Source organism: Pristimantibacillus sp. PTI5, from assembly GCF_048572955.1.
Lineage (GTDB): Bacteria > Bacillota > Bacilli > Paenibacillales > Paenibacillaceae > Pristimantibacillus.
In genome coordinates this window covers 6,480,983-6,495,561 of sequence record NZ_CP183886.1, presented here as the reverse complement: position 1 = coordinate 6,495,561, position 14,579 = coordinate 6,480,983, and the positions used below count along the sequence as shown (strand labels likewise).

14 protein-coding genes are annotated in these 14,579 nt (G+C 48.3%); 4 read left to right on the top strand and 10 right to left on the bottom strand.

Annotated features, from left to right (window positions below; all coding sequences use genetic code 11):
* Positions 1-16: 16 nt before the first annotated feature.
* The 4 genes from ACN6MW_RS28785 to lepB all read right to left on the bottom strand — a co-directional run bounded on the left by ACN6MW_RS28785 (position 17) and on the right by lepB (position 3,814).
* Positions 17-706 (bottom strand): response regulator transcription factor, encoded by a 690-nt coding sequence (locus tag ACN6MW_RS28785; RefSeq protein WP_419873177.1) that lies wholly within the window; start codon positions 704-706, stop codon positions 17-19.
* A complete protein-coding gene (locus ACN6MW_RS28780; protein WP_419873176.1) occupies positions 684-2,162 on the bottom strand; it encodes a sensor histidine kinase in 1,479 nt (492 codons plus the stop codon). The genes ACN6MW_RS28785 and ACN6MW_RS28780 overlap by 23 nt, the downstream gene beginning before the upstream one ends.
* A gap of 168 nt (positions 2,163-2,330) precedes the next feature.
* Complete coding sequence (locus ACN6MW_RS28775) at positions 2,331-3,251, bottom strand: DUF4184 family protein (RefSeq protein WP_419873175.1); 921 nt, start codon at positions 3,249-3,251, stop codon at positions 2,331-2,333.
* A 20-nt stretch (positions 3,252-3,271) separates the two neighbouring features.
* Positions 3,272-3,814, bottom strand: coding sequence for a signal peptidase I (lepB, locus tag ACN6MW_RS28770; protein ID WP_419873174.1), 543 nt, complete (start codon positions 3,812-3,814; stop codon positions 3,272-3,274).
* Between the two features lie 165 nt (positions 3,815-3,979).
* On the opposite strand from lepB, the gene ACN6MW_RS28765 reads away from it, so the two are divergent.
* Both ACN6MW_RS28765 and ACN6MW_RS28760 read left to right on the top strand, forming a co-directional pair.
* Complete coding sequence (locus tag ACN6MW_RS28765) at positions 3,980-5,191, top strand: MFS transporter (protein ID WP_419873173.1); 1,212 nt, start codon at positions 3,980-3,982, stop codon at positions 5,189-5,191.
* Complete coding sequence (locus ACN6MW_RS28760) at positions 5,188-5,790, top strand: HAD family hydrolase (RefSeq protein WP_419873172.1); 603 nt, start codon at positions 5,188-5,190, stop codon at positions 5,788-5,790. Before ACN6MW_RS28765 ends, ACN6MW_RS28760 begins: the two co-directional genes overlap by 4 nt.
* On the opposite strand, the gene ACN6MW_RS28755 is transcribed toward ACN6MW_RS28760, so the two are convergent.
* A complete protein-coding gene (locus ACN6MW_RS28755; RefSeq protein ID WP_419873171.1) occupies positions 5,761-7,563 on the bottom strand; it encodes an ATP-binding cassette domain-containing protein in 1,803 nt (600 codons plus the stop codon). The genes ACN6MW_RS28760 and ACN6MW_RS28755 overlap by 30 nt on opposite strands.
* Positions 7,553-8,404, bottom strand: a complete 852-nt coding sequence (locus ACN6MW_RS28750; protein WP_419873170.1) for an ATP-binding cassette domain-containing protein — start codon at positions 8,402-8,404, stop codon at positions 7,553-7,555. The genes ACN6MW_RS28755 and ACN6MW_RS28750 overlap by 11 nt, the downstream gene beginning before the upstream one ends.
* 121 nt (positions 8,405-8,525) lie before the next feature.
* Between ACN6MW_RS28750 and ACN6MW_RS28745 the strand changes: the two genes are divergently transcribed.
* Positions 8,526-9,140 (top strand): biotin transporter BioY, encoded by a 615-nt coding sequence (locus ACN6MW_RS28745; protein ID WP_419873169.1) that lies wholly within the window; start codon positions 8,526-8,528, stop codon positions 9,138-9,140.
* Positions 9,141-9,369: 229 nt separating this feature from the next.
* Here ACN6MW_RS28745 and ACN6MW_RS28740 read toward each other — a convergent pair whose 3' ends face one another.
* The 3 genes from ACN6MW_RS28740 to ACN6MW_RS28730 all read right to left on the bottom strand — a co-directional run bounded on the left by ACN6MW_RS28740 (position 9,370) and on the right by ACN6MW_RS28730 (position 12,156).
* Complete coding sequence (locus ACN6MW_RS28740; RefSeq protein ID WP_364140297.1) at positions 9,370-9,864, bottom strand: RicAFT regulatory complex protein RicA family protein; 495 nt, start codon at positions 9,862-9,864, stop codon at positions 9,370-9,372.
* 23 nt (positions 9,865-9,887) lie between these two features.
* Entirely contained in the window at positions 9,888-11,480 is a 1,593-nt protein-coding gene (gene miaB, locus ACN6MW_RS28735; RefSeq protein ID WP_419873168.1) for a tRNA (N6-isopentenyl adenosine(37)-C2)-methylthiotransferase MiaB, read from the bottom strand.
* 73 nt (positions 11,481-11,553) lie between these two features.
* The gene (locus ACN6MW_RS28730; protein WP_419873167.1) at positions 11,554-12,156 is read right to left on the bottom strand and encodes a TetR/AcrR family transcriptional regulator; all 603 of its coding nucleotides are present in this window, start codon (positions 12,154-12,156) and stop codon (positions 11,554-11,556) included.
* Between the two features lie 186 nt (positions 12,157-12,342).
* On the opposite strand from ACN6MW_RS28730, the gene ACN6MW_RS28725 reads away from it, so the two are divergent.
* Positions 12,343-13,836: an MDR family MFS transporter gene (locus tag ACN6MW_RS28725; protein WP_419873166.1), complete on the top strand. Its 1,494-nt coding sequence runs from the start codon at positions 12,343-12,345 to the stop codon at positions 13,834-13,836.
* Between the two features lie 87 nt (positions 13,837-13,923).
* Here ACN6MW_RS28725 and pduL read toward each other — a convergent pair whose 3' ends face one another.
* Positions 13,924-14,496: a phosphate propanoyltransferase gene (gene pduL / locus ACN6MW_RS28720; RefSeq protein WP_364144405.1), complete on the bottom strand. Its 573-nt coding sequence runs from the start codon at positions 14,494-14,496 to the stop codon at positions 13,924-13,926.
* Positions 14,497-14,579 lie beyond the last annotated feature (83 nt).

Here is a 14,579-nt window from a genome sequence, read left to right as displayed (position 1 = left end):
ACTCCTTATTTTCTGTCTATACTTTAAAACGGTAGCCAACTCCCCATATCGTCTCGATATATTGGGGTTTTGACGGGTCATGCTCGATTTTCTCGCGCAGCCTCCGAATATGAACCGTGACCGTAGCTGCGTCTCCATTTGATTCCAACCCCCATATCCGCTCGAAGAGCTCTTCCTTCTCAAACACGCGGTTAGGATGGGAAGCGAGCAGAAGAAGCAGCTCGTATTCCTTGGATGTGAGCATCGCCTCCTGGTCATGGATCATGACTCTGCGGGAAGGCTTGTCAATAAACAACCCGCGGATGCGGATATGCTCGCCACGATCCGATTTGTCCGCCGTCAGCCTCTCGTAACGAGCCAGGTGCGCTTTCACCCTGGCCACAAGCTCGCTAGGGCTGAAGGGCTTCGTCATATAGTCGTCAGCCCCTAATCCCAGCCCTCTGATTTTATCAATATCCTCTTTTTTCGCCGTCACCATGAGCACGGGAATGTTAATGCTTTGCCTGATCTGGCGGCAAATCTCGAACCCATCGACTTTAGGAAGCATGACATCCAGTATGATAAGGTCAAACTTACCCTCCAACGCTTTCTGCAGTCCGATATCGCCTCTTCCTTCAATGTGTACGGAAAAGCCGTAGCTTTCCAAATAATCACGTTCCAGCTCGGCGATGGCTTTCTCGTCTTCAATGATTAGTATGTTCTTCATGATCACCCACCGTTTTGACGGTTGTTGATTTAGGCAGTTCTAAACAGAACCGGGCTCCGCCTTGCTCTGCATTTTCCGCCCATACCTTACCGCCATGCCCTTCGATTATTTGTTTAACGATCGCAAGGCCAAGTCCGCTTCCTCCCGTTTCGAGATTGCGCGACTGCTCGGCGCGATAAAAACGATCGAAAATAAATGGTAAATCAACCTCCTCGATACCTGGACCCGAGTCTTCGATCACGATTAAAGCATGCTGTTGCAGCTCTCTTACATGAACCTTAATTTGCTTGTTAGCAGTCTCGGCATGCTCACCCATATATTTCACGCAATTATTCAAAATATTGGTGAGCACCCTGCTCAGCTTATCCGGGTCAGCGGCAATCAGAAGCGGTTCCGCCTCTTGGTTCGAATAAATCAATGCCATGTCCGATTTCTCCAGATCAAACCGCTGCTCTTCCAAAAAATGCTCCATATAGCGGCGAATATCGATTACTTTAAAATCGAAGGCCACGGTTTGGAGATCCAGCTTCGAGAAGAGGAACAGCTCGTCGATTAATTGGTCCATATCCGATGCTTTGCGATAAATCGTTTCCATATAGCGGATGCGTTTCTCATCGGTATTTGCAATCCCGTCCATGATGCCTTCAACATACCCTTTAATCGCAGATATCGGCGTTTTCAAGTCATGCGATATATGCGAAAGCAGCATTTTTCGGTTCTCTTCGTATTGAAGGCTCTGATCGATCGATTGTTTCAGCCTAACCCTCATATTCTCAAATGCATTGCTGAGCTGGCCGATCTCCCCCCTTGTCGTCGCCTCGACCTTGTGTGACAGATCTCCGTCTTTAATTTGAAGCGCCGCTGCTTCAAGCTTCTTGATTGGACGAATAATGCTTCTCGATACGAAATAAGTAAGCAGCAGGCTCGTTAAACCGATGAATGCCAAGCTAAAAGCCGTACCGACCGGTCTCCAGTAAATAGGCACCGTATCATTTCTTCTGAACAGCAAGGCTCTTCCTTTTCCTCCATCAGGATAAGAAAAATCAACGGTGGATGTTTCGAATTGAAACGAATTAAATGTAACCGTTGAAGGGGTTTCTTCCAGCAATCGCTGCCAATCCGCATGCGGTGCGGTCTCTTTCAAAAAAGGCGCAACGGATTTGATTTGTCCATCCCTTGAAAGGAGTAGACCCGCCCACTGCTCTCCAAGCCTCTTTTGAATCTCTGCCACATACTCCTCTTTCTCGAGCTCGCCCGCGTCATTGCGAAGAACATAGGATAATTCCCCGTAAACGAGTGCCTGCTGATAAGGCTCTTTGTTTTCCTTTTCAAAGTATTGCCGGACATCCTCAACGCCGCGTGCATAAAAAATGAATAGCATGAAAGCACTCATAAGTATGAGCGGTACGAAGACCATCGCTAAGTAGGACATGTACAGCTTTACTCGTATCGACAATTCCGATCACGCCCCGCTGATGCATTATGTTTGAATCTATGGTTTATCATAACGGCTATTTCTAAACGAACTTGAAACCAATTCTTACAAAATTATTACGTTTATTCGGGTTGATCTGTTTACTTAACGTCATTATTAATTAACTTCATTAATCTTTATCCTCATTAATTAAATGTTTTTCCGAGTTGCTTTGCAGCAGATGGCGCTTGCCAGCATAGCAGCCGAAAGCAGCCATGTATAAATGATCCAGACCAACACGGAAAACTCTTGATTGAATGTAATCCATTTAAAGCTTCCGATAACGGTCAAAAGTATAACAACAAAAAGTATCCCCTTTCTATCTTGCTTTGACTTATAGGCCAAATGCAGCAAAGAAGTTAAGTATAATGCCAATGCCGCAGAAGTAATCGGCGCTACGGCCCAAATGCCTATCGAGAAAAAACTGCCAGATAGGAGAAGCTTGCCGGATAATAGGACAAAAGCTAACAATAGAAAAAGCCCCCATGGCTTAAGAGGGCTGGATGATACCAGGTTTACCGGCTGACGGCTGTGTTTTTTTACCCAAACCAAATATCTGCGCATGAAATAAAGTGCCGGGATAACAGCTCCAAGAACTGACAGCGAAAGCTGAAGAATATGATAGACTTGATCACCCATGGTTTCGGTTTGCAAAAAAGGTATTCGAAGAACAAACCAACCTCCGCTATGCGTAAAATGATCCAATAGCACATGGGATAAAAATCCTATAAATAAAGAGAACGCGAACCCTGCCCAGGCCAAGCTGCCTCTCATTGTCCAAGCGCGGTCCAAATCGGCAGCAAAGCGATGAATACCGCCGATTTTTGGCAGCAGCTCGGGCAGTGAAGGCTTAATAATAAAGTGGAATCCACAAGCAAAAGCAATACAAACAGGGAGTATCAGCAGAAAAAAACCTTCTATGGAATGTCCAATGGATCGAAACGGCTGCATCGCGATAAAATACTCCAAATCCGGAGACATGCTGCCTAGGATTAATCCCGTAGTGCTCAAAAAAGGGAGCATTTTTTTGAGCGGAGCCGCAAACAAAGGGTGCGATAACGTAAATGGCATGCGGTTTTAACGTCTCCTTCCTATTCTTTAAGCGCTCCGAACTTAGGCAGCGGCCAAATGCGCAATACTGCTTTTCCTTCGATGCTTGATCTGGCGATTGGCCCAAGGGCACGGCTGTCCATGCTATGCTCACGGTTATCTCCCATTACAAACAGCTGGCCTTCTTCTACCGTAAAGGGAACGGGCACGCTGCCAGCGAAGGTCCGGCCTTTGACGTATTGTTCGTCTATTTTCACTCCGTTCAAATAGACTTCTCCGTTTTGAATATCAATGACATCGCCTGGAATGCCTACAACCCGTTTTATTAATCTCAATTCGCTTTCCGGTCCATTAATAATAACAATGTCTCCGTGCTGCGGCTCATGGAAACGATAGGACCACTTGTCCTCGATTAATCGTTGGCCGGCAATAAGCGTGTTTTGCATAGAAACATTTTGAACCTCGGATTGCGCGTATACATAGTTCTGGAAAAGCAGGGTTGCGATAACCGCAATCCCCAGCGATATCGTCCATTCTCTAATTTCTTTCAAGATTCCTTTTGATTTTCGTTTTTCTGTTTCCATATGGATTCACCTCTTCGATTATTAATTGCCGCAAACCAATGATTAAAAAGCCTTTGCTTAATACGCAAATGATTGGTGAAAGTTTCCATATGTATTTTGAAAATAGAAAGTGACAACGGAAGCAGCGATGCGCTAAAGTGGAAAAGAAAGGGGGCTTCCGCAAAAATGAATCAGATCTCGGCGGCGCAGCGATTGTTATTCACGGTTATCACCATTTTATATTGGACTTCCATGTACGTTTATGTCCCTACATTATCGCCTTTTCTGAGTGATCGAGGCCTTTCCTTGCCTTTTATCGGCATCGTTCTTGGGAGCTACGGCTTCGTTCAAATGTTCGTGAGGTTTCCGCTCGGAATTATGTCAGACCGCTTCGGTAAACGCAAACCTTTTATCATTCTTGGCATGCTGACCGCTTGCTTAAGCTGCCTGCTGTTCCTTATCCCCGGTCCATGGCTGTGGCCGCTTTCCGGCAGGCTTATGGCAGGCGTTTGCGCTTCCACATGGGTAGCCTTTACCGTTTTGTATGCTAGTTTTTTTGGTGCTGGACAAACGGGAAAAGCAATGGGAAATATAAGCGTCATGACGGTATCCGGACAAATGATCGGCATGCTGCTTAGCGGCTGGCTTACAGACGGTTTTAACGCAAATGCGCCCTTTGTCGTAGGAGCAGTCATCGCCATACTTGGACTGGGGCTTGCTTTTATGCTTAAAGAGCCTCGTTCCGAGCAGAAGGATCAGCCAGGAATGTCATTTGCCATGATAAAAAACGTCGTGCGAACGAAAACGCTTTTGCAGGTATCCCTGCTCTCCATTCTCGCGCACGGCGTCCTCTTTATTACGATGTTCGGCTTTACGCCTCTTAAGGCCGAGGAGTTGGGAGCAGACGGGCTTAAGCTGACGATGCTTGTATTTGCTTTTATGCTCCCTCATGCTTTTGCTTCACTCGTGACAGCAAGGTGGTTCACTCCCCGATTCGGGAACTGGGGCACGATAGGCACCGGTTTTGCCTTGAGCACCATTTGCACGGCCGCAATGGTTTATGGAGATTCTTTCGGCATGTTGGTCGCCACTCAAGCTGTTAACGGCTTCGCGCAAGGCCTGCACATGCCTTTGCTGCTTGGTCTTGCCATTCGGGATGTTGCGTTACCGGGTCGAGCGACCGCCATGGGCTTATATCAAGCGTTATATGCTATCGGTATGTTCTCTGGTCCCTTTTTGGCAGGATGGCTGAACGATCGCTGGGGCTTAAACGGAGGATTCTTATTCGGTTCGCTGCTTGGGGCATTGGCATTTGTCCTTGTCGTGGCGTGGGCTAGATCGGAGAAAAGAGTCACATTGAACAAACAGATTCAGCACAAGGAGGAGATTGCGGGATGATCAGACCTCAGTTGGTACTTGACATCGGCGGCGTGCTGGCTACCAATTTGTCTCCGCTTTTCTGGCAGTTGCTCGCGGCTGAGAGCCGTGTTTCCGAAGATGTTCTCTATGGCGAATATAAACAACAAATGAGCGAGCAGCTATGGACAGGCGTTATTTCGGAGGAGCAGTTTTGGAATTGGGTCAAAGCCTATGCTCCGCTGCTTCATCTGGAGAAGGGTCGCGGCTTTATCGAAAGAAGTCTCCGGCCGCTGCCCGCTCTCGCAAAGGTTTCGGAATGGAGCGAAGCTGCGGATATCCATCTGCTCAGCAATCATTTAGCTGCTTGGGTTGATCCTATCGTGCTGTCGATCAAACCTTATTTAAAAAGCTTAACCATCTCTAATGAGGTAGGTTTAAAAAAGCCGCATCCGGATATTTTCGCTAAGGTTATCGAAAAATTGCCGGCAGGAAGACCGGTATTATTTGTCGATGACCAGCGCAAAAACACCAAACAAGCAGCTTCGCTTGGCTGGCGAACGCTGCTTGCTGATGTAGAAGGCGTTTGGATAAACGAGGTAATTCCAATTTTAAAGCATATAAGCGAGAAACAAGATTAAAGCTCCGCTTACGAATCCGATGCTGAGCATGGCGGCATCCGCCCGTCCGAAGCGAAGGCGAAAGGCGTAGGTCGGCTTTCGTTTTTTATAGCCGAAACCGCGTGCCTCGAGGGCATCTGCCATTTGCTCAGCCAGTCGGAGAACCGAACGTACATAAGGAATTAGTATAGGAACCAAATTTTTGAACGGCACCGTTTTTAAAGGCGTAACTGCTTTTCCTCTCGCATGGGCCAGCTTGGCAAACCTCTCCCATTCCCCTGTCAGCAAAGGAATAAAACGAAAAATAAGCGTAACGATGAGGGCAAAAGAATGAATGGGCACTCTTATTCTCTCAAGAAAGCCAAACGTTTGTTCAATGGCACGCTGCAGCCTAAACGGAGTCATTAGTTTTAACATTGGCATGCTTAAAACCATGACCAGCAGCAATTTTCCAAACCTCAGCGCAATGGGCCCCACCTTGTCCAAATCAAAGGAAAGCGGCTGAATCCCAATCCCCCCGATGACGCAAAAAATGAGAATCATGACGGCATACGCCCGTATCACACGGATCCATGGCCATATGAGCGCCCGAAACGGCGCAAGCAGAAACAAAATAACCAGCGCGGCAAGCGACAGCTCCGCAGCTGTTTTTTGCGCCAATAGACAGGCTGCTAGAAATAAATAAACGAGAATGATTGCACGCGGATCGAAGCGGTCAGACCGAAGCAGCTTCGGTCCTTTTAAAGCCGGCATTGCAGCATAAGTCTGCTGCTCGTTTGTCACCGTAGAAGCTGGCTTCGCAGTCCGTCCTGAAAACCCAACATCATCTTGTCTTTTGTCTTGGCTGTTTTCATATTCCGTATTGACTAAGGGAATGCTTTTATCGTTTCTTGATTCAAGCGCATTCGCCAAGCGGCCGTTTAAGCCCGCAACAACCGCGTCGCGTTCTTTTGCCCGGCGCGCCAGCTCCGCGACAATCGCAGCCGCTGTCTCGCGCGGGCCCGGCCACGGCGCCCCGCTGCCCGGCGCCGGCTCAAGCGGCGGCAAAGCCGCCAACGTGCGAAGCGCCTGCGGCACAGCGGCGGCATGCGCGACCGCCGCCGCAGGCGCCGCTGCGCGGAACGTGCCGCCGCTAACCACGGCGACCGCGTCCGCCAGCGGCAGCAGCGCATCGAGGTCGTGCGTGGCTACGACCGCTCCGCGCCCCGCCGCCCTGTGCGCTTCAAGCACCGCGCACAGGCGGCGGATACCGACGGCGTCAAGCCCCGCCGTCGGCTCGTCGAGCAGCAGCCAATCCGTCTCACACGCCAGCAAGCAGGCGAGTGACAAACGTCGCTGCTGCCCGCCGCTGAGCGTCCAAGGATCACGCTCCATCGTTTCTTGCGGCAATCCAACCTGGGCTAATGCATATTCAATCCTCTTTGCGGCGCTTTCGTCATCCAACCCGTACGGTTTAAGCGAATACATAAACTCGTCTCGGACCGTTGCCGCAAACCACTGCGATTCCGAGCTTTGCATGGCTATGCCGTACCTAAGCGACGCATTTCGGTTTAGCCGTCTCCTTCTTTTCCCTTTTACCCATAGGTCATCATCCCCGAGCTTGACGGTTCCCGTTTCAATCTCGCGAATTCCCGCCATCGTCTCAAGCAGCGTTGATTTACCGGCACCATTGCGCCCGATTAACAGCGTAATTTCACCTGCTTTGAAGACTGCGTGAATATCTTGAAGCAGCTTTATTTTATCCGCGCCTACGGCGATAACGGTTACGCCGCTAAGCTTCCAATCAGCTCCCATAACGCTTCACCGCCTCGGCCAGCATATGGGCAGTGAAGGGAAACGGCCTCAAACGAGTCCCTTGCTGCTCCAGCTCCCAGGCTACCTGGGCCGCATACGGAGCCTCAAAGCCAAGCTTCTCGCACATGCTGCCATGAACACCCGCTTCGGGCCTGACGAACCAGGCTTCGGCTTCCCCGTCATACATTACCGATCCTTCATTCATGACGACTACACGATCGCCCGGCATCAGCTCTTCCAGCTTTTGCGTAATCCAGATCACCGTTACCCCCGTTTGCTGCAAGCTTCTTACCTGCTCCAATACGAAGCTCGCAGACTCGGGGTCCAGCATCGCCGTCACTTCGTCAAGTACGAGTATTGGGGTTTTCGCAGCCAAACAGCCAGCAATCGCAACAAGCTGCTTCTGTCCCCCGGACAACGTTTCTATCGGCTGATGAATCCGATCGCCCATGCCCACTTTCCGCAACGCAATTTCCGCTTCATAAGGAATGTCCAGCGTCTCCAGCTCATTCTGCTCAAGCATCAGGACAACATCCTCCCAAGGCGTTGCCCCGATCATCGAGGCATCGGGCTGCTGCATGACAATCGGGATCGGCTTCCCTTGCGCCGCTGTTCCGATGCTTCGCGACACATGGCCGGCGACACCGGCTGTCCGAAAACCCGCTGCGACTTTTGCAAGCGTGCTCTTCCCGCTTCCGTTGCGCCCCAGCAATGAAATCCATTCTCCTTGCCGGATGGAAAGCGACACGTCTTTAACGATAGGCTGCAGCTTTTGTCCATCCAGCAGTGATGGCGGCGTAACGGTTATTTGCTTTAACTCGATCTGATATAAATGATTCAACTTTATTCACCTAACCTCTTCCCCAAAACGATTGACTATGCTACAATTCGATTTGTTAACTTCAATTAAATATAAATGGTTAACAATAAAATCACAACTACATAAAGGAGTCGTATTCATCATGCAGAGCAATAATATCCGATCACTTGTATTTATCGCCTTATTCGCGGCACTATTTATCATCATGAGCTCTCTAACCATTAAGTTCGGAGGCTCGTTTGTTCCGTTTACGCTTCAAACCTTAGGCGTTATTTTAGCCGGCCTGTTCCTAACGCCGCGCAATGCTTTTTTAAGTATTTTCGTTGTCATTGTACTTGCCGCTTTTGGCTTGCCTTTATTCAGCGGCGCAGGCGGAATTACGCATCTCATCGGGCATACCGGCGGCTTTATCTTCGCTTTTCCGTTTTGTGCGCTTTTGGTCAGCCTAGCGGTAGGAGCATTTCTTCACCGCTTTAACGCAAAGGGAAATAAATTGATCGCAATAATCGTTTTTTTCGTTATTTTCGAGTTGTTCAGCTCTTTATGCGCTTATGTTACGGGGATTCCGTGGCTCATGCATGTTCTCGGTTTTTCCTTCCAGAAAGCAATGGCTGTCGGTTTTTATCCATTCATTATTGTCGATGCGCTTAAATCGCTCGTTGGTGCGATTCTTGCCGTCTCTTTAACACCTTACATCGTATACATTCGCTCGTCAACATCCAGCATCAGCACGCAGGGAACAGCTTATAAAGCGTAAAATCCACCTTAAGTGAACTGAAAAACCGCTCATTTCCTTATGATAATCATCATAGGAATAAGCGGTTTTTTACTGTTCATTCCATTTCCACGCACGAACCTCTCCGAGCCGGAACTGCTTTTCGAACTTTGCCGTATGAACACGTCAAAAAGCGCCTGACCTCTATTTGGGCAAGCGCTTTTGATTTATGCACTATTTTGTTGAAGTTCCTCGCTAGGCAAAAGCCAGCTTAGTCGCTGCATTCCTCCGGAGCCGGCTCCGATGCATCCTCTACGCTGATCTTCTCCGATACGGTGTCGCGGACGATCGAAATGACAAGCTGAAGCAAGTAGTTAATATCCGTTTGGCTTTGCTGGAATTCAGAGACAATAGGAATGCCGTCAAGCTCGTCCTGCAGCGTTTCCATTTCGCCTTCTATCTTTTTAACCATGTCTGCGTTTTTGAAAGTCGTTTCGAATGCGACAACTTCCTTTTGTTTTTTCTTAATCTTCGTAATAAGCTGCTGTACGCGCTCATTGCCATTGATTTGCTGCTCGGCGCGGCGATAGTGCTGGACTTCCTCCGACGTAAAAATCAATTCGGCGAGCTCCTTCGCTTTTTTCGAAATATCCTCGCGAACGATTAAATCGCGCGTATGGAAACTAGGAATACCGCAGCCTTCCCCGTGTTCGTGATCATGATCGCAATGCGCTGCTTGATTTTCTGCCGTATGCTGCTCTGCCATTTGTCATCTCTCCTGTTTTACCGTTAGCTAACGGCTTCTTGTGCGCTCTGTTCAATGGACTCGGCTTTAATATACCAGGTTTGAGCTTCGGTTACCTTAGCCAAGACGAACTTTCCGATCCATTCCTTCGGGCCTTCCAAATGTACTAATTTATTTGTGCGCGTACGTCCTGATAGGATGTTCGCGTTGTTCTTGCTCTCGCCTTCAATGAGCACCTCAACAATTTGACCTATCAACTGCTCATTCTTTTCTCTCGCATTAGCCGCAAGCTGGGCATTAAGACGTTGAAGACGCGCCTTTTTCACCTCTAAAGGAACATTGTCCTCCATGCCGGCCGCAGGTGTTCCTTCACGCGGAGAATATAAGAAGGTATACGCTGAATCAAATCCGACTTCCTTGACAAGCGTCATCGTATCTTCAAATTGCTCGTCTGTTTCTCCAGGAAAACCAACGATAATATCCGACGTCAGCATTGCGTTTGGTATTGCTTTTTTTATTTTCTCGACAAGCTCCAAATACATTTCACGCGTATATTTGCGGCTCATTCGTTTCAATATTTCAGTGCTGCCGGATTGAACAGGCAGATGGATATGCTCCACCAGGTTACCGCCAGTGCCTAGCACTTCAATCAAATGATCGTCAAAATCACGCGGATGGCTCGTCATGAAACGAATACGCGGAATATCGATTTTGGACATGTCGGACATCAAATCGCCGAAGCGGTAGTTAATGTCTTCGAAATCCTTGCCGTAGGCATTAACGTTTTGTCCAAGCAGCGTAATTTCTTTAAAGCCTTGTCTGGCCAACTCGCGCACTTCGGCAATTACGTCTTCAGGCCGCCTGCTGCGCTCCTTGCCCCGCGTGTAGGGAACGATACAGTAGGTGCAAAACTTATCGCAGCCATACATAATATTAACCCAAGCACGCATACCTTCGCGTTTCTTAGGCATATTTTCAATAATGTCGCCTTCCTTGGACCATACTTCAACGACAAGCTCTTTGCTGAAATAAGCATTTTGCAGCAAATAGGGCAGCCTATGAATATTATGTGTGCCAAAGATCATATCGACAAAAGCATGCTTTTGCAAAATACGTCCGACAACAGATTCTTCCTGGGACATGCAGCCGCAGACGCCAAGCAGCAAATCAGGTTTTTCGGTTTTCAGCGTTTTCAGATGGCCAAGCTCGCCGAACACCTTGTCCTCTGCGTTTTCGCGGATTGCGCATGTGTTTAGCAAAATCACATCCGCAAGTTTGCGGTCCTCCGTAGCTGTATAACCCATCTCTTCGAACATGCCCTTCATAACCTCGGTATCATGCTCATTCATCTGGCAGCCATACGTTTGGATCAAATAATGCTTGCCAACGCCCATCGTTCTAAGCTCGTCAGGAATCGCAAAGTCATAATGCACCTCGATATCCTCTTTGCCGCGCTTTTTCTCATCCTTATGGCTGGGTGCAGCATTTATATTGACGATCCTTCCTTTAATGCGGTAGGTCGTTGAATTCTCGTCCTGGTCTATTACTTTCGCATCGCTAAAATCAAAATATTTGGAGTAATCCTTAAGCTGGCCTTGCTTCTTGTCCGTAGCGAGCTGGTTACTGTCCTTCGTCAATGCCGATTCACTTCCTTATGGGTACTAATAGATGCTTCGTACGCTTGTATAGCCCAATTCAGTATTATACCAGTTAACGGAATAGAGGGTCAATAAAGGTCAAACAAAATCGGTCCTGAATTTCTTCGCATGTATACCCCATGGCAAATTTAAGATGTTTGATAGTATGCGGCGATAGTATAGAAATAAAGGAATGAGCCGCATAGGCCGGATCGACGGAACGAATTTGCCCCGTTTCGATAGCTTCTCTAAAAAGCTCGCTAATCGCATTGTGCAAATATACATAGGGAGGCGACTGAAAAAAATCGGGCTTATCATCCTCCACTTTTTTGAAGGTTTGCAGAACGCCCAGCCATTCGGATTTATGATCAATAAAGGCTATAATCTTGCGCATCACGATGCTTAATCGCTCTTGCACAGAAAGATTTGTTCCTTCTTTCAATATATTATCGATCTCCATAATGAAATTCTCGAAGTTTTCTTTCATCATGTCCATACACAATTCGCCTTTGTTCGAATACCGGCGATAAAGGGTGCCTTGCCCAATGCCTACTGATTTGGCGATTTGATGCATGCTGACCGATTCTACCCCATGCTCCGTAAACAAATGATTGGCAGTATGCAGGATTGCTTTGCTCAATGCTTGTTTCGTTCTGCCGTTTTCTGGTGCAGTCATCGTTCCTATCTCCTTTTCCCGCTTTTACAAATGAAACGATTGACAATTGCCCATATCGTCTTTATTATTCAGTAGTGCGGACAATTGTCCGCTCATAGATGCGGTCATCTTTTATTGTAGCCTGATTCGTTACGGCAGGTCAACAAAAGGAAGAATAGGCCCCTATATTGGATAGGAGGAAAAGAAATGGCTTCAGCTTCACAAAAAGCAGCACCCACTGGCGATCCCATGTCGATTCGCAATATTCTCGCACCGCTAATCGCCATCATTGTCGGTATGTTTATGGTTATCTTGGACGGTACGGCAATGAATGTTGCCATGCCTGGCTTAATGGATGATTTCAAAAGCTCGATGTCTCTCGTGCAATGGACGATTACGGGCTATGCGCTTGCGCAAGCCGCTGTTATTCCGCTCGCGGGGTGGATGTCCGATCGTTTCGGGGCCAAACAAATTTACTTGTTCTCCATCATCATGTTTACGATCGGCTCCGCGCTTTGCGCACTCGCAACAACTGCCGAGCAGCTTATTGTATTCCGTATCATTCAAGGCCTTGGCGGCGGTATGGTCGCTCCAATTGCAATGGCGTTCACTTTTAGACTAAGCCCTCCAGGCAAGCAAGGGGCCGTTATGGGCATGATCGGCATTCCGATGCTTCTAGCTCCTGCATTAGGCCCTGTCGTGGCAGGCTGGCTGGTTGATTTTGTATCCTGGCACTGGATTTTCATTATCAACCTTCCGATTGGCGTTATTGCCGTTATCGTAGGCATTCGCACGCTTCCCAAGGTTGATCGCAAACGCGTGCCTTCCCTTGATTTCTTAGGCATGATATTCGCTCCTCTGGCCTTCGCTATGCTCGCTTACGGCGTAAGCTCTGCTGGCGGCGGAGAAGGTGGCGCAGGCAGCGGCTGGACCTCTCCTGAAGCTCTAACCGGGATGATTGTCGGCGGTATCGCGCTTATCATCTTTATCATCGTTGAGCTTAGCCGCAAAGAACCATTGCTTGAACTTCGCGTTTTCAAATCTAGCAATTTCACGCGCGGCATCATTTTGCAATGGATCGTGCAAATCGCTTTGTTCGGAACGTTGTTCCTTGTTCCTATCTTCTTGCAAATCGCCAAAGGCTATTCCGCGTTTGACACCGGTCTAATTCTGCTTCCGCAAGCTCTGGCAGCCGGCATTTTCATGCCGATCGGCGGAAAGCTGTTTGACCGCTTCGGAGCGCGTCCTGTTGTCATTACAGGGTTAGCCTTCGTTACTGTCGCAGGATTCATATTAAGCCAAATTTCAGCAGATACAACGCTGCTCATGCTAATGATTCCGCTTGCTATGCTTGGCGCCGGCATGGGCTTATCGATGATGCCTCTTAACACGCACATCATGCAGTCTGCTCCGAGAGAGCTCGTCAGCCGCGTAACTTCGCTTACCGCAGCCGCACAGCAGGTCATGTCCTCTTTTGCGATCGCAGGATTGTCAACCATACTCGCAAGCAGAATGGAACACTACGGCACGACTAATCCAGGCCCTAATGTCGTCTATTCTTCTTACGGAGATACGTTCTTCATTCTTGCTTCCATTTCTATCATTGGCGCCATCGTTGCCTTATTGCTGCGCAGGCCGAAGCAAGAGCTGGGCACAAGCCACGACGAGAAACCTGAAGTTTCTATGATGATGGGACATTAAATTCAAATATACGTAGTTTGAAATAAAAAAGAGACAGCTTCCAGATCGTTATTGACGAACTGGAAGCTGTCTCTTTTGATTAACAGCCTAACCTATAATTTCAGCTTTATCTCCGTTTTTCACGCCAGCGGCATTTGCCTCGTCCGTATCGATATGCATATCAAGCGCAAATTGATCTGACACCCGCGCAACTACATTTTCGAAAATGACGCCGCGCTCACCAGCAAAACGAACGCGAAGCGACTGCTTGTCCGCTATTTCAAACCGCTCTGCATCGCTTGTGTGGAAATGAATATGTCGGGCGGCGACAATAACGCCTTCTTCGATGATCACTTCTCCGGCAGGTCCTTGAAGCTTGATGCCCGCTGAACCCTTAATGTCGCCTGACTCTCTAACAGGAGGATTTACGCCTAACGCGAATGCATCTGTGCGAGACACCTCAAGCTGAGTTTGTTTCCGTGTCGGGCCTAAAATTCTAACCTTCGCAAAATTGCCCTTCGGTCCAACGACAGCTACCGTTTCATTGGCTGCGTATTGGCCTGGCTGCGACAAAGGTTTCATTTCCGTTAACTCGTAGCCGGCACCGAATAGCAGCTCAACATGCTCCTGCGATAAGTGAATATGTCTGGCAGATACTCCGATTGGAACTTCTTTATGTATCATGTTGTCACTCTCCTGCGCTATATTAAGGTTTTTTCTCGGCTTTCGAAAGAAAAAGCATACGGCTGTTTGGCCGCATGCTT

Coding starts and splice junctions, on each gene's coding strand:
- ACN6MW_RS28785 (WP_419873177.1), bottom strand. CDS start 706: ATGAAGAACATACTAATCATTGAAGACGAGAAAGCCATCGCCGAGCTG.
- ACN6MW_RS28775 (WP_419873175.1), bottom strand. CDS start 3,251: ATGCCATTTACGTTATCGCACCCTTTGTTTGCGGCTCCGCTCAAAAAA.
- lepB (WP_419873174.1), bottom strand. CDS start 3,814: ATGGAAACAGAAAAACGAAAATCAAAAGGAATCTTGAAAGAAATTAGA.
- ACN6MW_RS28765 (WP_419873173.1), top strand. CDS start 3,980: ATGAATCAGATCTCGGCGGCGCAGCGATTGTTATTCACGGTTATCACC.
- ACN6MW_RS28760 (WP_419873172.1), top strand. CDS start 5,188: ATGATCAGACCTCAGTTGGTACTTGACATCGGCGGCGTGCTGGCTACC.
- ACN6MW_RS28755 (WP_419873171.1), bottom strand. CDS start 7,563: ATGGGAGCTGATTGGAAGCTTAGCGGCGTAACCGTTATCGCCGTAGGC.
- ACN6MW_RS28745 (WP_419873169.1), top strand. CDS start 8,526: ATGCAGAGCAATAATATCCGATCACTTGTATTTATCGCCTTATTCGCG.
- ACN6MW_RS28740 (WP_364140297.1), bottom strand. CDS start 9,864: ATGGCAGAGCAGCATACGGCAGAAAATCAAGCAGCGCATTGCGATCAT.
- ACN6MW_RS28730 (WP_419873167.1), bottom strand. CDS start 12,156: ATGACTGCACCAGAAAACGGCAGAACGAAACAAGCATTGAGCAAAGCA.
- ACN6MW_RS28725 (WP_419873166.1), top strand. CDS start 12,343: ATGGCTTCAGCTTCACAAAAAGCAGCACCCACTGGCGATCCCATGTCG.